The organism is Natranaerobius trueperi (assembly GCF_002216005.1).
In the GTDB taxonomy this organism is placed as follows: domain Bacteria; phylum Bacillota; class Natranaerobiia; order Natranaerobiales; family Natranaerobiaceae; genus Natranaerobius_A; species Natranaerobius_A trueperi.
Map to the genome: position 1 here is coordinate 32,882 of NZ_NIQC01000005.1, position 23,573 is coordinate 56,454.

Here is a 23,573-nt window from a genome sequence, read left to right on the forward strand (position 1 = left end):
GTTTTATCGCCGAAATTTCCTCATAGAAGCTATTAAAGCTTGTCTAGGAACTTTTCTTGTATCTAAGATCTCAACATTTCCTTGATCTCTATCTCTTAAAATCATAGTTCTAAATCCTTCCATGATCTTTGCTGGTTCTAAATCTCTAGGACATCGACTAGAACAAGCTAAACAAGAAGCGCAAACCCAAAGTGTTTTACTTTCAAATATCTGATCAAACAACCCCATTTTGGCAAGTAACATAACCTGATGGGGATAGTAATCCATATGCGCAGTTAAGGGACATCCTGAACTGCACTTAAGACATTGGTAACAATCTTTAACATTTTTCTGTACAATATCATTAAATTCTTCGCGTTCATTATTACTTGCAGTTTTTGTAGGAAAACGCACTATTAAAAGCCTCCCTTCGCCTCTAATTTGCCAAGTTTGTTAAGTCTTTAAGCTGTTCATTTCCACCTAAAGCTCGGATTATCGGATTAGTAATATAATTAATTGTAATTTTTTCATCCTCTTGTAAATCCTTTTGGCAGTATTCAAGATTATGCTTACATAACGGACAAGCAGTTACTAATTCTGTCGCTCCAGCTTTTTTGGCAGCCAAAATAATTTTCTGGCTTGCGTTATTACTTACATCTTCTTGTTGTGACACATGGTAAGCACCACAACAATCAGTTCTGTACGGGTAATTAACAGTTTCAGCACCTAGTGATTCAAGAATTTCATCCATCAAAGTTGGGTTTTCTGCATCTAAAAGCCCTAGCTCACTTTCTGGGCGCAGAAATAAACAACCATAGTAACTCGCAATCTTTTCACCTTCTAAAGGTTTAATCACTTGTTCTTTTAGTTGATCATAGCCAACGTGATCTCTTAAAACTTCAATCAGGTGATATACCTTAGTTGTACCTTCATACTCCTCTTCTAGATAGTTCTCGACTCTTTTTTTTGCTTCTTCATCTTGGTTCATTCTATTATTTACACGCTTTAAAACATGATAACAAGCACTACAAAGAGTCAGTAGACCGTCTTTGTTCTCTTCTTCAGTCTTTTTTAGTGCTCTTACTGAAGAAAGAAGAGGCATATATTCGTCACTAGTTAAAGGATAGATTGCACCGCAACATTCCCATTCTGATAACTCTTCTACAGATACTCCTAAAAGTTCTAAGATTTTTAATGACTCTTGTTCAAATTTATCATTTTGATGGGCTCTTACTGTACACCCCGGATAATAACCTAACATAATACCAACTCCTGTTATTAGAATTTTAAAAACATCCACTTCGATAAATGAGATTTAGACTAACCCCAACTAGTGAAAGAATAAGCTTTCACTAGTTGGATATAATTAGTTTTCTTCCCTTTTTGTGTAATCCGGGATTAATATAGGCGAAGTTTTTGTTTTCTCAATCCCTTGCTCCTCAAGTTCATTAACAAAGTTTTTAACATGTTCTAATGTTAATTCTGACTTTTCATTATCTATTTCTTTTGCTTTTTCAGCCGCATTTTTTCCTGCTCTCTTGCCAAGCACTAATATATCTAGTAATGAGTTACCCATTAATCTGTTACGTCCGTGAACTCCTCCAGAAGCTTCACCCGCTACATACAGGTTGTCCACTGAACTTTCACATCTATCATTAATTAAGATTCCACCATTTTGGTAGTGAAGAGTTGGATAAACCAAAATAGGATCTTTAGTAATATCTACACCAAAACGTGCAAACTGTCTGACCATAGCAGGAAGCTCTTTTTCAATTGTTCCTTCTCCATGGATCTTTTCTATCATTGGAGAGTCTAACCAAACCCCTTGCATACCTGAAGGTGTTTTGATCCCTTTGCCTTTAGCACACTCTCTTATGATAGCTGAAGCTTCCACATCTCGAGTTTCTAAATGATAAACAAATTGTTCCCCATCAATATTTAGTGGAGTAGCTCCTAAACCTCTTACTTTTTCTGTAATTAAAAATCCTTCAATCTGTTCTGGATAGGATGCACCAGTCGGGTGATACTGTACTGTATTCATAAAAGCAAGATCTGCACCAGCTCTATATGCTAAAACTAATCCATCTGCTGTAGCACCATAGTGGTTAGATGTTGGGAAGTTTTGGGTGTGTAAACGTCCTAAACCTCCAGTCGTAATAATTACAGTTTTTGCTTTTACAACTTGATATTCTTGTGTTTCAAAGTTGTATAATACAGCACCAGCCGCTTTACCTTCTTTATCTAGCAATAGTTCGACTACTGGGCTAAATTCTATAACATTTATATCTCTACATAATACTTCATCTCTTAAAGTTCTCATAATTTCTGCACCAGTATAGTCTCTAGCAGAATGCATTCTTTTTCTAGAAGTACCTCCACCATGGCGAGTTTGCATGGTTCCATCTTCTTCTTTATCAAACATTACACCAAGATCTTCAAGCCAATCAATTACATAAGGTCCATCAGATACTAGAGCTCGAACTAGTTCTGGAACATTTGAATAGTGTCCTCCACCAATTACATCTAAATAATGTGTAGCTGGAGAATCATTTGACTTATCAGCAGCTTGTATACCACCTTGTGCCATAACTGTATTAGCATCTCCAAAACGTAATTTAGTTGTAAGAAGAACATCTGCACCAGCTTCATGTGCTAATAAAGATGCAGAAGCTCCAGCACCTCCACCTCCAACAACTAACACATCAACATCGTAATCGATCTTACTAGTATCAAATTGTTCCCAATCAATGGAAGGGTGAGCCTCTATAACATCACATAATTCATGTGGGAATTTATCCCCTTTATTTGGTCCAATTTTAGCGTCTCTAAATTGTTCCTCTATATGATCAGGATGGTAGTTACTTAAAACGTCTTCTTTTTCTTCTGGAGTCATTCTAGGAAATTCATTGCCTAATCGCTTTTCTCTTGTTTGTTCAACCTTTTTAATTAGCTCTCTCAGTTGAGAAGTATAACTCATTATAGCTGCCCTCCTTATTTTTCAATCTCTCTATTGTTATATCTATCAGCAAGTTCTTCTTTACTAGCATTCATTAACTCATCTAATTCTTTTTCGAACTCACCATTACCAATTTCATTAATTCTTTCTTCTACATGTTTAGCTTTAGGAGCTATATATTTTCCATGTAACCTTCTACACAATAATCCAACTTTATAATGAACAATATTCGCTGGACATTTAGAAGTACATAGTCCACACATTAAACAATCAAATGATTCATCTGCTGCCTTAGAAATCTCACCTCTAATAGCATGTGAAATATACTTCATAACCTTTAAATCTTGAGGACAAACATTAGAGCAAGAATTACACCCTAAACATTTGGTTATCTCCGGAAAGATTTCGACTACTTGATCTCCGTCAGATTGTAATTTTTCAATATCATATTGCACCTTATGATAAGGGTAAAACGGAATCTGAGTCAGATACATATCATCTTCAACTTTAGTTTGACAAGCTAGTCCCACTTTTAATTCATGGTTTCCACCCAATCTGTATACAGTTGAACATGCACCACAAAATCCAGCTCTACATCCACATCCTCGTAGTAAAGTATAGCCTGCATACTCAAATGCTTTCATAATAGTAAGGGAGCTAGGGACACTATATTTTTTACCCATAATATAAATGTCCACAAATTCTTGTTCAGTGGTAACTTCTTGTACGTTGTTATCGTTTTTTAGATTTGACACCTGACTTTACCTCCTTTGTGTAATATCTCATATATAATTATTAATTAATTCACTAAATTGATTGTTTGCGTACAGCTTCTTCCTTTTCACCAGCGATTCCAGGTTCAGTCATCTCTTTAGGTTGTAAAATTCTATCAACTTCTTCTTCATCTAGAATATCTCTTTCTCTCACAACTTCACGAACACTGCGGCCAGTATCTAATACCTCTTTTGCAATATCTGAAGATGTTTCATAGCCTAAGTGAGGATTTAAAGCTGTGATAATTCCAATACTATTTTCAACTTGTTTTTGACTATACTCAACATTAGCCTCAATTTCAGCTATACATTTATTTGCTAAAATATCTACACCATTAGTTAAAATTTCGATTGATTCAAATAAGTTTCTAAATAGTACAGGTCCCATCACGTTTAATTCTAACTGACCAGCCTCTGAAGCCATAGAGATTGTATGGTCATTACCAGCTACCTGAAAGCAAATTTGATTAATAACTTCTGGTATCACTGGATTTACTTTACCAGGCATAATTGACGATCCTGGCTGAACAGAAGGAAGATTGATCTCGTTCAATCCACATCTAGGTCCTGATGCCATCATCCTCAAGTCATTTGCCATTTTTGAAAGGTTAATTGCAGTTACTTTTAGAGCTCCAGAAACATTTACATAGCTATCTGTGTTTTGAGTTGCATCAACTAAATGCTCACCACACTCCAAGTCAAATCCTGTAATATTTCTAAGCTCTTCAATAGCACTTTCAATGTATTTAGGATCAGCGTTTAAGCCTGTACCAACAGCTGTAGCACCTAAATTTACCGTTTTTAAGCTTTCTATAGCGTTTGAAATTCTTTTAATATCTCGTTCCACAAATCTAGCATACGCTCCAAATTCTTGACCTAATCTTATTGGTACTGCATCTTGGAGATGAGTTCTTCCAGGTTTCACTACATTATCAAATTCTTGTTCTTTTTCTTTTAATGTTTTTTGTAATTCTTCTAGCTTTTCAATTAACTTTTGTCTCATTGAAAGAACAGCTACTTTAAATGAAGTAGGCACTACATCATTAGTAGATTGTGCCATGTTAACATGTGTGTTCGGAGAAACCACACTGTAATCTCCTTTTTCTTCACCTAAAAGTTCAATTGCTCTGTTTGCTATTATCTCATTAACATTCATATTGATAGAAGTTCCTGCTCCACCTTGAATAGCTTCTACAATCACATCATCATTAAATTTACCATCGATCAATTCTTGACAAGCCTGTTTTATGGTATTACCTAATTTTTCAGTCATTTTACCTGTCTTAACATTAGCTTCTGCTGAAGCATATTTTACTTTTCCCATTGCTTTAATGAGTTCTAAATGTACTGGATACCCAGATAAAGGAAAGTTTTCTTTCCCACGCTTTGACTGAATACCATAATAGGCATCATTGGGTATTTCTTTTGATCCTAAAGAATCTACTTCAATCCTTGTAGATTTATTCATACTTTCACACATTCAAACCCCTCCTATTTATAAAATGATTTTTGTTGCCGATGCTCATTTATGTGATCCAAAATTATTTAGTGTTACGATATTATTGTTACTTAATTCACATCTCCTATAAATTATAACATTTCCCCTTATTTAATCAACCGTCTAAGGTAAGATTTTTAGATTTTTTGTCGAATTTCAAGTTTTAGATACTAAATATTATATTATAATTCTCTATATTAGTTAGCTCTTTAGCTGCCTTACGAACTTTTTCGACAAATTTTTTATAAATCCTCCTAAATTATTCTGAAAAATATTTACTATCAGATAAATTCTTACGTAGTTCTTTTTAATTTTGTAAAAATATTAGTATAAATTCATAAAGTAAGGCCACCTTTGATAGTTACCTTAGTTAAGTAATAAGCTAAGCTATTATATGTTAGCTTAGCTTATTTCAGTTTGATCTAGCTTTTTATACTTATATATACATGAATCTATAATATAATTTAAAATACCAAGTAATAAAAAAGAGTCTGAACATCTCCTTAGAGATTTTCAGACTCTTTTATTAATGATATAACGCTAATCAATGTTTAATGGGTTTAACTGTTTATCTTCGATATCTAATTCCCATAAGAAGCTTTCGTTGTTATTATCTATTACTTTAAATTCTAATTTGTCACCCTCTTTTGACCATTCAAAGTCTTTAAATTCACCAAATAGCTCTTCTGGGTGAGTGATTTCTATATTGGAATAATCGTTTAAATCTGTTACTTTAAGTTTACTATCACCTTTTCCGGGACAATTAACTATATAGATATGGTAATTACCACAAGGTGACCAATTACTTATTCTATTCTCTTTCGTTCCTAAAAAACCATTAAAATAATTACTTATATTAATTTCATTAGTTTCTAAATCGATATAACCCAGAGCTCCACTTTTATTTACACAACCACCCCAAAGAAGATCAAATGCTAATATATTATCTTGAATCGCTAATTTACTTAATTCACCATCTTTCTTAATACTATCTTGATAATAGTTTAGTAATCCCTCTCTTCTTTCTTTTTCGATATCGTTATGAAAATAGTTATTCCACGCATCCATTATTTGTTTTATTGTTGTAATTATTTCTCCATTTACCGATACCTTTATATCATTCTTTGTCTTATTAAAAAGTGGACTTTTTTCATCTATACGTATAGCATTTTCTAATTCTATTAATTGTCCATCTAATTTAATAATGTTAATTTCATTAATACTAGGTGAACGCACACTTTCTTTTTTTACAAAATCCAGATCTCTTATCAACATATTTTGCTTTTGTTTAAATAGTTTTAGATTATCTGATAAAGGAAGAAACTTATCTAAGTTTGCTTCTTTTAAAGAATCTTCTATTAACTTAATCTGTTTATCTAAGTACTCTTTTTGATTAATAAAATCGCTAGTCAATGATATTGTTTTCTCTAAATTTTTAGGATATATCTTTTCAGGTAAAGGATTTTTAGTTATTTTCCATAGATCATCTTCAAAAACCATTTCGACTTCCGTAACATAAGACTTTCTAGAAGTCTTTTTAAGTGTTTCAGTAATTTTTTCTTTCCATTTAGAACAGTTATCCTCAACTATCTTCTTTGGTTTTAAGTTATCCTTATATTTTTGTTCTAGTTCATCTATAGTTGGATATTTGATATCTAGTTCTAATTTTGCTTTCTGGTCTTCTAATGTAATTATTTCTATATTATAATCAATGTTTTCAATGTATAAATTAATAATTTCAGACTTTATATCATCTGACGCTATTATTTTATTTGGATTTATTTTATCTAATAAATCATCCCTACTTGAGACGAAGTCAACTTCACTTGTTACATATTTTCTAGCTTTTTGAAAATATCCCGTTAGATATGCTTCACTAAATATTTCAAAGGAACCTTTAATCACCTGTGAATTATCTTCAAATTTAGCAGTTAAGTTTACATCTTCTTTAACTTTAAATTCATAGTCTTTTTCTTCACTTATTTTGGTATCGTCTTTCTTCCAATATTTAAATTCATATCCATCATAAGGTTTAGCTGTAACTGTTACTTTTTCACCCTCTTGAAATCTTCCCTCACCTTTGATTTCTCCAGCATCAACATCACTTTTTTCTATATTAACTTCATTGTCTAATCCACAACCAACAAAGAATATTAAGAAAATACAAGATAAATATAATAATTTCGCCATAAGTATCACACCCTACTATAAATATTTCACAGTTAATATAAAAAATCCTTTTTAGCTAATAGGTATACAAAATATAGCGATGAGACTAAATTAATCTCATCGCAAATTATGATTTAACCAGCCCATTTACTATTACTTGTAAACATTACTGTTAAACATAACCTATAATCAATTTGACCTAATTTATTTGATAATTCTTCACGTATTTTATCTTGGTCAGATATAGTTTTTACTTCTGAATCTTCAGTTACCACAAAGTTTATTTCTATTCTTAATGTTCTACCAATCTTAGATAATCTTAAATAAGATTCATTTATTTGATAATCAGTTTCAATTGACCGAATAACAGATTTGATATTATCTTGCAGCTCATTTTCTGGCGGCATAGCAAGTACCTCTCTAATAGCATTCTTAATTTTTTGTAGCGGCACCTTTAAAAAATAGATAGAAACTAAAATAACCATTATTGGATCTACATAGGGAACAAAGGAATACAACAATGGTATTTGTTGAAATAAAGCTGCTATTAAAAATCCAATTAAAACACCAGTACTAACTAAAGTATCCATATACCATTGATTTGCTTCAACAGTTATAAAACCTGAATTTAACTTATAACCTTTGATAGACATATAACGATACATAAAATAACAACCTAAAGTTCCTATAAAAGTATAGACAAGACCAGCTCCTACAACCATGTCTCTTCCACCTTGAAATAAAGCAAGTATAGCTGTAACCAACGATCCAATAACTAAAAGAATGATAACTGAATACTCTATTATTACTACAAGAGGTTCTACTATAAATTTGCCAAAGGGAAATCTATTAATATCACTTTCACTCATAAACTTAGAAGTTATAATCGATAATGATGAAAGTCCTATACATATTAAAGAATATAAACCATCAAAAAGTATTACTTGAGACCGAAGCATAATACCTAATAAAAAAGACAATATTGCAAAGGCAATTGTGACATAAATTGAAACCTTAATAAATCTTCGTTCTAATTTAATATCGTAACCCATTTTTTCACCTCAACTAGTTGATATTGCATTTTTTAAAAAATATTTTAATTCAGATTTAATACAAACTTCACCATTATCAACACCAGATAAATAAAAAGATTCAGCACCGTGTTCTATTAGGTTAATTGTAAAGTTTGCTAGATATTTCAAAGAATTGTTAAATTTCACATTAGAACCTTTATGAAGTTCTTGTAGCCTATTTTCTAGCCATAGGTAATATGGTCTATAAATTTCTTCCCATCTTTCAAAGGAATAATAATAAGCTAATCCAGAATAACAAAACATTATAAGTTCTTTGTATTCTGCTGTTATTTCATATGTTACATCAATTAAAACATCTAATAATTCATCAAGAGATCTAGTATTACCATAACGATTTTGTATTCTATCTAGTTGGTCACTTAAAATCATCTGAGCAATAGCTGGTACCAATTCTTTTTTTGATTGAAAATATAGATAAAAAGTACCCTGTGCTACACCAGCTCTACGAACAATTTGTGACACTGATGTATCTTCAAAACCTTGTTCAGTAATAACTTGTATAGCTGCATTAATAATTTTATTATACTTATTTTGTTGATTCATTTATTACCCTCCATACAATGACTGACTGTCAGTCATTGTATCACAGATGAATAATCCCGACAATCAAGGTTATTATTTATCATTAAATTGCTTCCCTCTTGTCTTGAGGGAAGCAATTTAATAAAGGTGCTATTCTTGTTCTGGATACGGTGGCCAATCAGGAGCAAACTCAGGACATTCTCCGGCTACACGACACTCTTCTGGTTCTGGACAAAATCCGTAAACCGGTACAAGTAACTGTACATGAGCAATTAACTTGAATAGTATTAGTTTACCGATACAGAGAACGATTTTGTCATTTAACACAAAAGCATCTAAGCATTCTAAAAAGACTTCACATTGAGGTTTTAGACCTTCTTCGCCTGCTCTTTGTAGAAAAACTATTGTTTCAAAAGTTTCTATTTCAGTAAAAGTTTCATCTTCGATTGTGTAAGTTATTTCATACTTTATCCAAACTCTAACTTTATTATCAGCAACTATCTTACATTCTTTTTCAAGAACTTCTACATTTAAACATTTAACATCGTTTACATCTTCAGTGATTATTTCATCTTCAATATCAATTGGGATATCTACCTTAATTTCATTAACATCAGTAAACTTACACTCCTCATAGACCTTATCTACCTTAATACAATCAATAAATTTTGGTGGCGGTAATTTGTGCCCGTCGGTTACTGGACCAGGATAAATCTGATTATATTTATCATCCATATATTTTCCCCCTTTCATTTTCCTAATTCAGTTTATGTAAAGGACATAGGTGGATGTGACAAAACATATGTTAGTTATTATATTTATTTAATCAACACATAAAGCTGGTGTGAGTCATACTATATATAATAATCTAGGGGGTGAATAATAAGTTGAGTATTTTAGATAGTTTTCTCAAATTCGCCAATACAAGTGTCTCACCACAAATTGGTGTTCTTATTACTAGAATGGACTCTAATCATTTAAATAAATTTTATAATGAAAAAATATTTTTTTTATTAAAAGCCAATCAAAAATCAAAAGTAGACATTTTTTTCTTTATGTTACTTGATATAGACTTTGAAAATCATCAGGTTAAAGGATATTATCTAGATGAACAAAGTAATCAATTCAAAACAAATATATTTGCTTTTCCTGATGTAATTTACAAACTAGGGGGAGTTTTACGAAAAGAAAAAACATGGTTTGAAAAGCTCACACAATATATAGAAAAAAATAACATAAAAACAATTAATTCTTATTCAAATTTTGATAAATGGGAAGTACATGAAGTTTTAAAAGAATATAATAACCTTTCTTCTTATCTTATCACTACTTTACTATATAACTCACAAGATGATTTAAGATATATGGTTAATAGACACAATTCAATTTATATTAAACCTACGGGGGGAAGACTTGGAAAAAAAATAATGCGAATAGATAAAGTAGACGCTTGTTATAGATGTATTACTATGCGTGATGAAAAACCTAAGTCCCTTTTTTTTAATAATTTCGATGAATTAGAACTATATATAAGAAATTACTTTAGAAACTTCACCTCTATCATACAAGAAGCTATTGATCTATTATCTATAAATGAACAATTAGTTGATATGAGAGTGGAAGTTCAAAGAAATGGAAATAACCAAATAGAAATTTTAGCTATTCCCGTTCGTTTAGGCCAAGATAAAGCTCCGGTTACTCAACATGCCACAAGTTATAAGTTTAGAGATTTTTTTAGTTCTTTCTTAAACCTTTCTAATAATGAGATAGATCAACTATATAAATCAATTGAAAAACTAACAACTATTGTTTATAAAACTATCGAATCTTATTATGGACAGTGCGGGGAGATGGGTATCGATATTGGTATAGATAACGAATTCAATTTAAAACTTATAGAATGTAATTCTCAACCTACTAAGGTTTCTCTTATTAATGCCTATGAACGAGAAGTAGTTGAAAGATCGTTTGAAAACATATTAAACTATGGTAAATATTTAAGTAAGATCTAAAAAAGCAGGGTATCACCCTGCTTTTCATTTAATATGATTCTAGTTTCATTTGATTAGTTTTTAAGGTTTTTGCATCAGAAGTCCATGCATATGCTAATAGACAAGGGTTATCTTTATCTGAAAAAATAGCATGTAAATTACCTTTGGGAACAAATAAATAATCATTTTTTTGTAAAACATTCCGTTGGTTTTGTAAATCAATTGAACAACTACCATATAGACAAATGTATGTTTCTGTAATATTGGGGTGTCTATGTCTCGGATAATAAGTATTAGGAGCCAAAAGTACAAGTCCTAATATTAGCTCATCCGAAATAACCATTCCCCTTGGTCCCAACAATTCTGCAAATGCATACCTTTCCTTAAGATTATCTGGTAACTCGTCATATCCAAATTCCCAGGTAAGTAAATGACTCAAATCTTTTAAATAGTCTAATAAAGGTTCATCATCTTGATAATTATTAAAAATATTTTCGAGATAATTACATACAGGTTTAGTTTGTTTTGAACGTAACAATAAACTAAACGTAGTTAAGGCTTCTTCAGTTTTATGTAACGTTTTCCATATATGGTGATGCATTTTTTCTTCTGAAGTAGGCACATGACTAAACAAAACCCAGTATCTATTTATAATTTTAGTTAACTTATCTTCCATACAAATCCCTCTTATTGAATAGTTTATGCTCAATTATAACAGACACCATCTCTTATATATGTCGATATTAGTCTAAAATCTAATTATCTCTAGCTACAAAAACAAATACACCCCAAAGGATAGCAATTAATGCTACTAGTGAAAACACAATTTGTACATCAGTAAAATTAAGTACTATTCCAAGTATAAAAGGAGATAATGTCATACCTATAAATTTCATTGTATTAAATATCGCAATTACTGACCCTGAAAGTTCTTTAGGCGGGAGAGTTGTTGCTCTATTATAAATAGTAGGTGACACGATACCATACCCTATACCATAAAAAATTAAACTTATACTTATTAAAAAACTTCCAGTTGGCCAAAAGGGTAGTAATATGAAAGCTAATCCTTTGAAAATAAAACCAATAGCAGTTCTATAACGCCATTTTATTAAACTAGATAGGATATTGGCCTTTGAAGCTACTAGTGCTGATGATGCTCCTTGTAAAGATAATGCTAAACCACTAAAAATTTCAGTGAAACCATGTACAGTAACAATATATATAGGTAAAAAGGTTACCAATGAATATAAAAAAAAGTAAGTTGTTAGAGAATGAAACATTACATTTCGAATACCACGATTTTTTAGTACTGTAAATAATGAAATTACGTATTGTAATGGTGATATTTTTTTAGCTTTTTCAATTGAACCTGGAGGTGCTGTTTCAGGTAAACCAAAGTAGAAGAATATAGCTAAAATTAGTGGAAGACTATATACTAAAAACACCAACCTCCAATCTATAGTAGCTAGACTACCACCTAAGGTTGGTATTACAGCAGCTCCTAAAGAGATTATTCCTGTTAAGTAGCCCATTAATTGTAACCTTCTATCACCAGTAAACAAATCTCCTATTATTGTCATTGCTATCGGGATTAAACCAGCAATTCCTATCCCTTGTATAAAGCGAAGAATTAAGACTGCACTAAAAGAAGGCGCAAAAATTATACTTATCCCTGCCACTCCATCTATTATAAGAGAGGCTAGTCCAATTTTTCTACGCCCTATAATATCAATCAAGTAACCTAAAAAAGGTAAGCTAATAGCTGCAGATAAGGTATAGACACTTAAAATAAAACCTTGTTGAGATTCAGGTATGTCAAAAGCTCTGCCGATAGACGGTAATGCCGGAGCTACTAATCCACCTCCCATAACACCGAAAGCTCCCATGATAAGAATTAATGAAATCAGATATGTAGGTACTTTTTCTTTTGTTGTTTGCATTATAAGCACCTCCTTATGGTGTATTGTATTGATAAATGTAACAAAATGTCTTTCTATAACATAACACCTTCTATTGTAAGCTAACCAAAATTAGCGTTAGTGTTACTTTTAAATACACAGAAAATATGTTTAAAGAAGAGTTAGTCCTACAGGACAATGGTCACTACCCAAAATATTTGAATAGATTTCCCCATTTTTTAACCAACTATTAGTTCCTTTAGAAGTTATAAAATAATCTATTCTCCACCCTGCATTCCTTTCTCTAGCTTTTCGCATATAAGACCACCAGGTATAAGCTTCTGTTTTATCAGGGTAGAAATATCTAAATGTATCAATAAAACCGCAATGTAATAACTCTGTAAGTTTGGCCCTTTCTTCATCAGAAAACCCAGCATTTCTTTTATTATTTTTAGGGTTTTTTAAGTCAATTTCATTATGAGCTACATTTAGATCACCACATAAAATAACAGGTTTATTAGCCTTTAGTTCATTTAAATATTTTCTAAAGCAATCTTCCCAGTCTAACCTATATTCAAGTCTAGCTAACTTTCTTTGGGAATTAGGTGTATATACATTTATTAAGAAAAAATCTTCAAATTCTAATGTTATCAGTCGACCTTCTTGGTCATGTCTTTCAATTCCTAAACCATATTTAACATCTAATGGCTTTTTCTTTGTAAAAATAGCTGTTCCTGAATAACCTTTTTTAACTGCATAGTTCCAATACTGATAATGGTTTTCTAAATTTAGTTCGATCTGTCCTTCTTGAAGTTTTGTTTCTTGAACACAAAAGATATCAGCATCAATGTCATTAAAAAATTCTAAAAAACCTTTCTTTAAACAAGCTCTTAGTCCATTTACATTCCATGAGATAAGTTTCATCCTACTCCACTTCCCCTCTCCGATTAATAATAGTTATAAAGAGACAATTAGATATTTTAATTATAACATTTTTTTCTTTTATAATTCACATTTATAGATTCATTTAAATATTAATAATCAACGAAAATTATCAAATATATAGTAGGAAGGAAGGTTTATATGAAAAAGTATCAAGTGCCCGAAAAAAAACTTAGGGCTACTTGTACAAAAAATGTTATTGAACAACTTTATGTTGATAATAACAAACAAGGTAAAATAGTAGGTCAAGATAGAGCACTTAAAGCACTTGAATTTGGCTTAGGTATTACAAGTAATGGGTTTAATATTTATGTAGCTGGTGTTTCAGGTACAGGTAAAGAAACTGCTGTTAAAGAGTATGTTGAAGAAGTTGCTAAAAAGCTTCCCCCAGCAAATGATCTCTTATATGTAAATAATTTCAAAAATCCTAATACACCTAAAACTCTAATGGTTTCACCTGGTAAAGGTATTAAGTTCGCAACTGATGTCAAAAACCTAATCGATACGATAAGAGAAGAAATTCCAAAAGCTTTTGAAAGTGATAACTATATAACTCAAAAAGAAAATATCACACAAAAAAATAAAGATAAAAAACAAGAACTGTTTGAACAATTTAATGAAGAAGCTCAAAAACAAGGGTTTGTTGTGGAACAATCACCTTCTGGGTATGTGTTAGTTCCTACACATGAAGATGGTTCACCTATGAAGGAAAAAGAATTTTTAAACCTCTCTAAAGAGGATAAGAAAGTTATTCAAAAAAATCAACAATTGCTTGATAGAGAATTAAAAAACTTAAGAAAAAAACTAAGAAATTTAGAAAAAGAAGCTATAGATAAAATAACTCAGTTAGAAGAACAAATAATCCTATTTGCGGTAGATTACTTGTTTCAAGATTTAATTAAAGAGTATAAAGACCATGAAAATGTTATAGCCTATTTAGAACAGATGAAAAAAGATATAATTAAAAATTTTGAAAATTTCAGAAGTGATGAAGAGAATAGCAAAAAACAATTTCAAACTAACCTCTACCCTTGGTCCCAAGACCCTAATTTTAAAAAATATGAGGTTAATGTAATTGTAGATAACTCAAAACTAGAAGGTGCCCCTGTAGTGATTGAAATGAACCCTTCATACCAAAAAATTTTTGGTAGAATAGAAAAAGAAAATCAATATGGTACATTATATACAGATTTCACTATGATTAAAGGTGGTTCATTACACCAAGCAAATGGTGGTTATTTTGTCGTATCTATAGAGGACCTTCTTAAAGATCCACTGACTTGGGATAGTTTAAAACGAGTAATTAAAAACCAAGAGTTAGAAATTGAAGAAGCTGCTGAACGTTTTAATTTAATTTCTACAAAAACCCTTAGACCAGAAGCAGTCCCTATAAATATAAAAATAATTTTGATAGGACCACCACATTTATATTATCTTCTCTATCAAATAGATAGTGATTTTCACGAGTTATTTAAAGTAAAAGCAGAATTTGCTTCAACAATGAAAAGAAACTCTCAAAATATCAGAAAATATATTACTTTTGCAAGTAACTTTTGCTCTAAAGAAAAACTCCTACCTCTTACTTTTAGTGCCTTAAGTAAAGTGATTGAATATGGTTCAAGACTTGCTGAAGATCAAACCAAATTATCTACACGGTTTTCAGAGATAGCCGATATTATCAGGGAAGCATGTTATTATGGTTATCAGGATAATACTAGCCAAATATTAGATAAACACATCAACCAGGCCATACAAGCAAAAGTATATCGTTCAAACATGATCCAAGAACAGATCCAAGAATTAATAGAACGTGACATTTTATTTATCAATACGAAAGGGCGTAAGATAGGTCAGATAAATGCTCTATCTGTATCAAAGATTGGAGGCTTTTCATTTGGTAGACCTACTCGTATCACATGTAGTGTTGGTTTAGGGCATAAGGGTATTATAGATATTGAAAGAGAATCAAAACTTGGTGGACGTATTCATAGTAAAGGTGTAATGATTTTATCAGGATACTTAACTTCTCATTATGCAAATAAAACACCTATCTCACTTTCTGCTAGACTAGTATTTGAACAAAGTTATCAAGAAATAGAGGGTGATAGTGCTTCAGGAGCAGAATTATGTGCATTATTATCAGCTATATCTAATTCCCCTATCAGACAAGATATAGCTATTACTGGTGCTATTGACCAAAATGGAACAATTCAAGCTGTAGGAGGTATTAACGAAAAGATTGAAAGTTTTTATGAAGTATGCAAAATGAAAGGACTATCAAATAATCAAGGTGTAATTATTCCAAAAAGGAATATACCAAACTTAATGTTAAATGAAGAGGTTGTAGAGGCCATTAAATATGGAAAGTTTAATATATACGCGATTGACGATATCAACGAGGCAATGGAAATTTTAACTGGAGTTTATTCAGGTACAAAAAAAGAAGATGGTAGTTTTGAAAAAGGAAGTATAAATGAAAAGGTATATAATTCACTTATATCTTTTGCCAAAAAGAGTGGAGTGTTTAAAGATGGGCTTTAAACAGCCCATCTATTCATTAAGCTACCTCTGATTTCTTTAATATAGAAGCTAATATAGCACAAATTATAGCTGGTGCGATCCAAGGCATTCCATATTCAGATAATGGTAAATATGATAATAACATCTCTATTGTTTCTGGGTTAATATCTAATGTTCTAAGACCATCTAATAAACCAATCAAGAAAGTAGCTAATACTGCGCCTTTATAAGCGGTTTTATTCTTAATATATTTATCAAATAAGGACATAATAACTAAAACTATAGCTGTCGGGTAAATAGTTATTAAAATTGGTGCAGCGATATTTACAATAGATTCAACTCCTACGTTTGCAAAAAATAAACTGAACAATACTGTAGCAATTGCTATATGCTGATATTTCAACTTATCTTTTGAAAGATCATTAAAATACTTACCAACAGTAGTTGTAAGACCTATGGAAGTTGTAAGACAAGCTAAAAATACACTCATACCTAGTGCAGCAGTACCTATGTTACCTAACAGTCCATCACTTATTCCAATTAACAATTCTGTTCTATGAAGTCCAGGTTCAAAAACTGCACTAGCAGTTCCACCTAAATAGACAAGTCCCCCATAAATAAGACCAAGTCCACCAGCTGCTATTGCTCCAGCTTTAATAGTTAAAGATATTTGATCTGATACTGTTTCATAACCCCTTGCAACTAAGCTAGAAATTACTATACTTGCAAAAATTATAGACGCAAGAGCATCCATAGTCTGATACCCTTCAGTAAATCCAATTGTAAAAGTATTTTCAGCTCCTACTTCTTGTGGGGTTCCTAATGGCATAAAGATTCCAACAAGTATTATGACACCTAAAATAGTTACAAGTACTGGTGTTAAGTATTTACCAATCCGATCGATCACAGTAGACGGATTCAATGAAAAATATAATGTGATTCCAAAAAATACAACTGTTGTTATAATAGAGGTTGTGATAGTTTCTCCAAAAAAATGGAGCAACACCTAATTCATAAGCAGTAGCACCAGTTCTTGGGATAGCAAGCATAGGACCAATTGTAAGAACAATTATTGTCCCAAAAATCTTCCCAAAATTATTACTAACATTTTTAGCTAAATGGTCAACCGTCCCACCAGCTTTCGCTACAGCTATAATCCCTAGTAATGGTAGTCCAACTCCAGTTAATAAGAAACCGATCATAGCTGGTAACCATTCAGAACCAGAAGCATGTCCTAAGTAAGGTGGGAAAATCACATTACCTGCACCTAAAAACATAGCAAACAGAGCAAAACCAACAACAATTACATCAGTTACTTTTTTATTCATCTTTACCCTCCTAAATTATTTTTTATTCCAAAAAGTGAAAAATATCACTTTTTTCAGAAAATTCCCAAATGTTTTTGCAGAAAGGTATTTAATCTATATATCTAGTCTTGCACAAAGGATTTTTATTTCATCTTTATTTTATAAAAAAATCACTAAAAAATCAATTAGTAATTTTGTAGTTTTAACACTTAAGTAAAAAATCGCAATATATAAATAATTGCGATTTTTTATCACTATTGGTTATTTTGTGGGTTTTCTACCTTTATATTTCCTCCCGCTTGTTGAATTTGTTCCATAACCTCTCCTACATCTAATCCAGTTAGCTTTCCTAAGAATGGGATACTAACAATTAAACATATTCCATCTGGAGAACTAATTCTAAGTGGTCCTAGATCAATCACCGCACCTGCTGGTATATAAATTCTAATTAAAGTACCAGGCTCTTTAGGGCATTTTTCTTCAGGTGGTTTCGGTCTCGGCGGTCTATAGTGAGGGTTTTCTTGATTAGTACTTTCTTCTTCTCTTTCAGGGTTTCTATAACGATATCTAGTCACAAACATACCTTCTAATTATTGTTTTCTCCATACTATGTACTTTAGTTATGTCAGTGACCGCGACTTTACTTTTCAAGGTGATTACAAACAATTTAAAGTATCATTTAGTACAAATACGTTCAAAATAAAAAATGGGAACTAATATATCCTAAAAGTTAGGAGAGGTTTTATGGACTTAATTTTAATAGGTGGTGGGACCCTATTATTTTTGCTCTTTATAATAAGTCATTTTTTTAGTAGGTTACATTTACCAACTTTATTATCCTATATTTTATTAGGACTTATTTTAAGTAGGTTTATAGGTGAAAGTGAAACAGATGTTATTCATGATATAGCTCAAATAGGTATAGTTCTTTTATTTTTTCTATTAGGACTTAAGTTTTCATTAAATCATTTAATGAATATATCGAGAAGAATCTGGAAAGTTGGAATTTTAGACATTATCTTTAACTTTGGTATAAGTTTTGGGATTGCGTATTTTATGGGATTTGGACTAATTGAAGCGCTAATTATCGGTGGGGTTTGTTATGCTACAAGTTCCTCTATTACAATTAAAGCTTTAGAAGAAACTGATAGAGAACATACTCCGGAAGCAGAATTCAAACTAGCATTATTGATTTTTGAAGATATTGCTGCACCTGTAATGGTTTCAGTTTTAACAGCTTTAACTGTTCAAGGTCAGGTGCAATTAGATTCAATATTAATTATTTTAATAAAAGCAATTTTAATGACAGTAGTTTCTATTTTAGTTGCCCGCTACTTCTTCAGTAGACTTGAGGTTTTTATTAAACGGTATTTAGAAACTGATTACATGCCGCTATTAATAATGTCTATTGTCTTTTTAGTTTCAGGAATTGCAGTCGTGTTAGACCTTTCTAAATTACTTGGGGCTTTTTTAGCAGGAGTCATGTTATCAGAAACTTTAACTGGAAAGGAATTAGAAGAAAAGATCTCGCCACTAAAGAATATACTTTTACCTTTTTTCTTCTTTTGGTTTGGTACTTCAATATCTTTTGAAGCAGGCTTAATTCTTCCATTTACATTATTTGTGCTAGTTTTATGGAGTATTGTAAGTAAGTTCTTTATTGGTCTAGCTGGAGGTAGAATGTATGGATTATCGAGAAAAGGATCTTTAAGAGCTGGTCTTTCATTAACACAAAGAGGTGAATTTAGTGTAATTATAGCTAGTTTAGCAGAGCCAGCTGTTTTAACTTTTTCTGGTGTTTACATAATCATAACTGCCTTGATAGGATTATTATTTATGTTTAGGGCTCCGGGATTGTCTGAGAAGATACATAAATTTGTTAATAACAGAAAACTTATATGAGGTGATTACATGTATGTTGTAATTATAGGTGGAAGCGAAGTTGGTCGAGTTTTTGCTGAGAGATTGATTAAGAAAAAACAAAAAGTTGTTATAATTGAAAAAGATAAAGAAAAAGCACAAAAACTAAAAGAAAAATTAGATATTTTAGTAATAGAAGGTAATGGTACAAATTTAGAAGACTTAAAAAAAGCTAAAATAAAGGAAGCTGAGATGATTATTTCTGTTACAGGTGATGATGCAGTTAATTTACTATCTTGTATGATTGCTAAAAATCTTGGTGTTTATGTAACGGTAGCTAGACTATTTAACCCTGAAAGTGTAGGAACAAGCGATACAAGGGGACTTTCAAAAAAAGATGTAGGTATTGATTATATAATAAATCCACAAAAAGCCATGGCACAAGAAATTGTGGAGCTTATACATTTCCCTCATGCAACTGATATTGAATTCTTTGCTGATGGGAAAGTTGCCATGTTAGGTTTATTCGCATCACAAGAAGGTGAACTAGTAAATAAAAAGTTAGAAGAGTGCTCTTTACCAGAAGGATGTAACCTTATCGGTATAAAAAAGCAAGGCGATCATTTTAAAATACCTAGTGATAATAATCAAATTTCTTCTGATAACATAGTTTATTTAGTTGGGGACATAGAAGCTATAAAAGATGCAAACTGGCAAATTTCTCATAAAGAGCTTAATAATAAACGAATTTTAATTCTTGGAGGTAAAATTACCGGCTATAATTTAGCAAAAAATTTGGAATCAAGGAAAGATCATAATTTTATGATTAAGATCATTGAAAAAGACTCTAATCGCAGTGAGTTTTTAAAAAGAAATTTAAAAAGTAGTATTGTATTAGAAGGTGAGTATTTTAATGAGGAAGAAATAGCTGAGGCTGATGTTGTTGTTACTGTGACAGGTGATGATAAAACAAATATAATCGCTTCAATTATGGCTAAAAGTAACGGGGTAGATACAATTTCAGAGATAGTTGATGTAAACTATGAATCAATTTTTGATTCTGTTGGAATTGAAAGTACAGTTAACCCTCATCTAACAACGGCTTCTCAGATCATGCGTTTTACAAGAGAACAAGATATTGTTTCTTTAACGATATTACGTCATGGTGAAGGAATAGCTACAGAATTATTACTACCCGAAAGTGCTCCTGTTGTAGGTAAAAAAATCTCTGAAATCAACTTACCCAAAGATATTCAAATTGGTGTTATTGTTAGAGATGGAGAAATCTTTATCCCAGAAGATAAATCAACTTTAAAGACAAACGATAAATTAGTAATTTTCACTCCACCTAATAAAACTAAACTATTTAATAAATATTTTCATAATAACGCATAAAAAGTTCCTTTTGTTAGGAACTTTTTTATTAACGACTATTCCTTTTAAACTTAACTATCAGCCATGTTGTTAATACCCCAAAGATAATATGTAAAATTAAATGAAATATATATTCCACACCGGTTACGGGGATAATATTAAATAACCCACTGTGTAATAATATTCCAAATAAAACAACGTAAAATACTAAACCTATAATAAGCCCTTTAAAAAGATAATACTCACGTCCTGTAAAATAAATTACATACTCAATTCCAGCTCCTAGTACAGCAACTGCAGTTAAATGTGATACCAATCCAATTATGAAACCATACATATTAAAAACATTATTTTGAGAAAAATAAATTGAAGCTGCTATATCCCATATCGGATAATTATTTACTCCAACGATAGTACCAAGATACTCAACTATATTTAATGGGACACTTACAATCAAAGCTACTAAAGGGCCTTTTACAAAAAAGTTGTTTTCTTTCATTATAGCTCACCCAACCTTTTTTAAGTATTTTTATTTTTTGTTTTAAAAACTAAAATATACTTTTTTAGCACGTATAAAGCTTAGTGTAGTTTGTTAAAAATATTACACTAGATATCAGAAAGGAGATTTGCTTATGAAAATTGGAATCCCTAAAGGTCTTTGGTATTATGAGTATTTTCCATTTTGGAAAGCATTTTTTCAAAATTTAGGCCATAAAGTCGTGGTCTCGAAATCAACTGATCCTTTAATTTTAGAAAAAGGTATTAACTTTTCTATAGGTGATGTTTGTCTACCTGTAAAGGTTTATTTAGGACATGTAATAAGTTTAGTAAATAAAGAAAATATAGATGCAATTTTCTCACCAAGATATGTAAGCACCGAAAAGAAAAAATACACTTGCCCTAAATTATTAGGGATTTCAGATATTATAAGTACTGGAATAAAAACACAAAAACAAATATTAACTTGTAATGTTGATACGAGTAAAAATAACTTTACCTATTTTAAAGAGCTTATTAAGTTAGGACAACAAATTGGAAATAATCCTATCTCAACAATAAACTCTTATCGTGAAGCACTTTCAATGCAACATGAATATGAAACTCAGTTACTTGAGGGGTATACACCTGCACAAATTTTAAAAGAAACTAATACTTCTTTTAACGATTACGAACTTACTATAAGTGTTTTAGGTCACCCCTATAACGTTAATGATGAATATATAAATTTTAAAATCCAACATCTCCTTCAAAAAAACAATGTTAAAATATTAACTTCAGAAATGGTTTCAAAAGCTACAAAACAGCAATACCTTAATAAGATTACTGAAAAAAATCCTTTTTGGTGTTCAGGAGAAAAACTATTGGGTACAGCAATTAAACATAGTTATAAAAAAGATGTAGATGGAGTAATAATGCTCACATCATTTGGGTGTGGCCCTGATTCTTTAATATTTGAGCTAACTGAACGTGTGTTACGAAATAAAAAAGTACCAGTGTTAACATTAACTATTGATGAACATCAGGGTAAAGCTGGTTTTATCACAAGAATAGAAGCTTTTATTGATATGTTGAAAAGGAGGAAGAAATCAGTTGAAAATTACGTTTCCACACATGGGTAACTTATCTTTAGCCTTAAATTCATTATTTAAATCATTAGGATTACAAACAATCTCTCCTCCTCCTATTACTAAAAAAACAATGGATATAGGAACAAAGTATTCACCTGAATTTGCTTGTCTACCTTTAAAGATTAATATGGGAAACTATATAGAAGCATTAGAATTAGGAGCAGATACTATTATTATGCTTGGGGGACAAGGACCTTGTAGGTTTGGATATTATGCTCAAATTCAAAGAAGAATATTAACAGAGTTAGGATATAATTTTGAAATGATAATAATAGAGTCTCCTGAAGATAATGCTCGGGAGTTAGCTTCACAATTAAAAAAAGTAGGTAATTATAATTCTTGGAAGCATGTTTTAACTGCTTTGTATCTAACTTTTAATAAATTAAAAGTTATAGATGAATTAGATAAAAAAATGAATGAAGTTAGACCTACAACAGATAAGAAAGATCAACTTAATAAGATATATAAAGACATTCAAAATGAAATTTTCCTAACTACTAGTAATAAAGAATTAAATGATATTTACAAAGAAATGAATTTTGAATTAAATAAACTTAAAAATAAGGAGATCGACCCAATAAAAATTGCCATTATAGGTGATATTTACATCATGACTGAACATCAAGTGAATATGAATATTGAGAAAAAATTAGGAGAACTAGGCGCTTATGTAGAAAGAACTATTTTTTTAAGTGATTGGATCTTAAATAAGGTTTTTCTCGAAAAATTTGGTGTAAATAGAAACAAACCTATATATAAAGAATCACAGCCGTTCCTAAATAATTTTGTAGGAGGGCATGGTAGAGAATCAGTTGGGCAGGCTGTTCTAAAGGCAAAACATGGATTTGATGGTTTAGTCCATATGATGCCATTTACATGTACACCAGAAATAGTAGCTCAAAATATTTTACCTCATGTTAGTAACACTTATGATATATCACTTTTAACTATCATTATTGATGAAAATACTGGTGAAGCTGGACTTGTAACTAGACTAGAAGCTTTTTACGATTTATTAGAAAGAAAACGAGAAAGTTCAAAAATCATCTCATGATAAAAGAG

General features: G+C 31.0%; 20 protein-coding genes and 1 pseudogene. 6 read left to right on the forward strand and 15 right to left on the reverse strand.

Annotated elements, in window-relative coordinates:
- Positions 1 to 3: 3 nt before the first annotated feature.
- The 9 genes from CDO51_RS03515 to CDO51_RS03555 all read right to left on the reverse strand — a co-directional run bounded on the left by CDO51_RS03515 (position 4) and on the right by CDO51_RS03555 (position 9,726).
- Entirely contained in the window at positions 4 to 393 is a 390-nt protein-coding gene (locus CDO51_RS03515) for a 4Fe-4S dicluster domain-containing protein (RefSeq protein ID WP_158212294.1), read from the reverse strand.
- A 22-nt stretch (positions 394 to 415) separates the two neighbouring features.
- Positions 416 to 1,279, reverse strand: coding sequence for a CoB--CoM heterodisulfide reductase iron-sulfur subunit B family protein (locus tag CDO51_RS03520; protein WP_158212295.1), 864 nt, complete (start codon positions 1,277 to 1,279; stop codon positions 416 to 418).
- A 66-nt stretch (positions 1,280 to 1,345) separates the two neighbouring features.
- Positions 1,346 to 2,956 carry an FAD-binding protein gene (locus CDO51_RS03525; protein ID WP_089022921.1) on the reverse strand — a complete coding sequence of 537 codons (1,611 nt, stop codon included), beginning with the start codon at positions 2,954 to 2,956 and terminating at the stop codon, positions 1,346 to 1,348.
- Between the two features lie 14 nt (positions 2,957 to 2,970).
- Positions 2,971 to 3,618, reverse strand: coding sequence for a 4Fe-4S dicluster domain-containing protein (locus tag CDO51_RS03530; RefSeq protein WP_089022996.1), 648 nt, complete (start codon positions 3,616 to 3,618; stop codon positions 2,971 to 2,973).
- A 124-nt stretch (positions 3,619 to 3,742) separates the two neighbouring features.
- On the reverse strand, positions 3,743 to 5,188 hold the full coding sequence (locus CDO51_RS03535; RefSeq protein WP_089022922.1) for an aspartate ammonia-lyase: 1,446 nt from the start codon (positions 5,186 to 5,188) through the stop codon (positions 3,743 to 3,745).
- Between the two features lie 558 nt (positions 5,189 to 5,746).
- Positions 5,747 to 7,396: an InlB B-repeat-containing protein gene (locus tag CDO51_RS03540; protein WP_089022923.1), complete on the reverse strand. Its 1,650-nt coding sequence runs from the start codon at positions 7,394 to 7,396 to the stop codon at positions 5,747 to 5,749.
- 113 nt (positions 7,397 to 7,509) lie between these two features.
- On the reverse strand, positions 7,510 to 8,427 hold the full coding sequence (locus CDO51_RS03545) for a cation diffusion facilitator family transporter (protein WP_089022924.1): 918 nt from the start codon (positions 8,425 to 8,427) through the stop codon (positions 7,510 to 7,512).
- Between the two features lie 9 nt (positions 8,428 to 8,436).
- A complete protein-coding gene (locus CDO51_RS03550; RefSeq protein ID WP_089022925.1) occupies positions 8,437 to 9,012 on the reverse strand; it encodes a TetR/AcrR family transcriptional regulator in 576 nt (191 codons plus the stop codon).
- 129 nt (positions 9,013 to 9,141) lie between these two features.
- Positions 9,142 to 9,726, reverse strand: coding sequence for a hypothetical protein (locus CDO51_RS03555; protein WP_089022926.1), 585 nt, complete (start codon positions 9,724 to 9,726; stop codon positions 9,142 to 9,144).
- Positions 9,727 to 9,878: 152 nt separating this feature from the next.
- On the opposite strand from CDO51_RS03555, the gene CDO51_RS03560 reads away from it, so the two are divergent.
- The gene (locus tag CDO51_RS03560; RefSeq protein ID WP_089022927.1) at positions 9,879 to 11,003 is read left to right on the forward strand and encodes a YheC/YheD family endospore coat-associated protein; all 1,125 of its coding nucleotides are present in this window, start codon (positions 9,879 to 9,881) and stop codon (positions 11,001 to 11,003) included.
- A 28-nt stretch (positions 11,004 to 11,031) separates the two neighbouring features.
- On the opposite strand, the gene CDO51_RS03565 is transcribed toward CDO51_RS03560, so the two are convergent.
- From CDO51_RS03565 to CDO51_RS03575, 3 genes are all read right to left on the reverse strand, one after another.
- On the reverse strand, positions 11,032 to 11,658 hold the full coding sequence (locus CDO51_RS03565) for a dimethylsulfonioproprionate lyase family protein (RefSeq protein WP_089022928.1): 627 nt from the start codon (positions 11,656 to 11,658) through the stop codon (positions 11,032 to 11,034).
- Positions 11,659 to 11,737: 79 nt separating this feature from the next.
- Positions 11,738 to 12,922 carry an MFS transporter gene (locus tag CDO51_RS03570; RefSeq protein WP_089022929.1) on the reverse strand — a complete coding sequence of 395 codons (1,185 nt, stop codon included), beginning with the start codon at positions 12,920 to 12,922 and terminating at the stop codon, positions 11,738 to 11,740.
- Positions 12,923 to 13,051: 129 nt separating this feature from the next.
- Complete coding sequence (locus tag CDO51_RS03575) at positions 13,052 to 13,804, reverse strand: exodeoxyribonuclease III (protein WP_089022930.1); 753 nt, start codon at positions 13,802 to 13,804, stop codon at positions 13,052 to 13,054.
- A gap of 159 nt (positions 13,805 to 13,963) precedes the next feature.
- Between CDO51_RS03575 and CDO51_RS03580 the strand changes: the two genes are divergently transcribed.
- On the forward strand, positions 13,964 to 16,363 hold the full coding sequence (locus CDO51_RS03580; RefSeq protein WP_089022931.1) for an ATP-binding protein: 2,400 nt from the start codon (positions 13,964 to 13,966) through the stop codon (positions 16,361 to 16,363).
- Between the two features lie 16 nt (positions 16,364 to 16,379).
- On the opposite strand, the pseudogene brnQ reads toward CDO51_RS03580, so the two are convergent.
- Together brnQ and CDO51_RS03590 are read right to left on the reverse strand one after the other, a co-directional pair.
- Positions 16,380 to 17,670: pseudogene (brnQ, locus tag CDO51_RS03585) on the reverse strand (branched-chain amino acid transport system II carrier protein).
- A 233-nt stretch (positions 17,671 to 17,903) separates the two neighbouring features.
- On the reverse strand, positions 17,904 to 18,224 hold the full coding sequence (locus CDO51_RS03590; protein ID WP_205842094.1) for a hypothetical protein: 321 nt from the start codon (positions 18,222 to 18,224) through the stop codon (positions 17,904 to 17,906).
- A gap of 169 nt (positions 18,225 to 18,393) precedes the next feature.
- On the opposite strand from CDO51_RS03590, the gene CDO51_RS03595 reads away from it, so the two are divergent.
- Both CDO51_RS03595 and trkA read left to right on the forward strand, forming a co-directional pair.
- Positions 18,394 to 19,551 carry a cation:proton antiporter gene (locus CDO51_RS03595; RefSeq protein ID WP_089022932.1) on the forward strand — a complete coding sequence of 386 codons (1,158 nt, stop codon included), beginning with the start codon at positions 18,394 to 18,396 and terminating at the stop codon, positions 19,549 to 19,551.
- A gap of 9 nt (positions 19,552 to 19,560) precedes the next feature.
- On the forward strand, positions 19,561 to 20,904 hold the full coding sequence (gene trkA / locus CDO51_RS03600; RefSeq protein WP_089022933.1) for a Trk system potassium transporter TrkA: 1,344 nt from the start codon (positions 19,561 to 19,563) through the stop codon (positions 20,902 to 20,904).
- Positions 20,905 to 20,932: 28 nt separating this feature from the next.
- Here the strand turns inward: trkA and CDO51_RS03605 are convergent, their stop codons facing one another.
- The gene (locus CDO51_RS03605; RefSeq protein ID WP_089022934.1) at positions 20,933 to 21,382 is read right to left on the reverse strand and encodes a hypothetical protein; all 450 of its coding nucleotides are present in this window, start codon (positions 21,380 to 21,382) and stop codon (positions 20,933 to 20,935) included.
- Positions 21,383 to 21,515: 133 nt separating this feature from the next.
- On the opposite strand from CDO51_RS03605, the gene CDO51_RS03610 reads away from it, so the two are divergent.
- Positions 21,516 to 22,502: an acyl-CoA dehydratase activase-related protein gene (locus tag CDO51_RS03610; RefSeq protein ID WP_089022935.1), complete on the forward strand. Its 987-nt coding sequence runs from the start codon at positions 21,516 to 21,518 to the stop codon at positions 22,500 to 22,502.
- Positions 22,474 to 23,565, forward strand: coding sequence for a CoA protein activase (locus tag CDO51_RS03615; protein WP_143824673.1), 1,092 nt, complete (start codon positions 22,474 to 22,476; stop codon positions 23,563 to 23,565). Before CDO51_RS03610 ends, CDO51_RS03615 begins: the two co-directional genes overlap by 29 nt.
- Positions 23,566 to 23,573 lie beyond the last annotated feature (8 nt).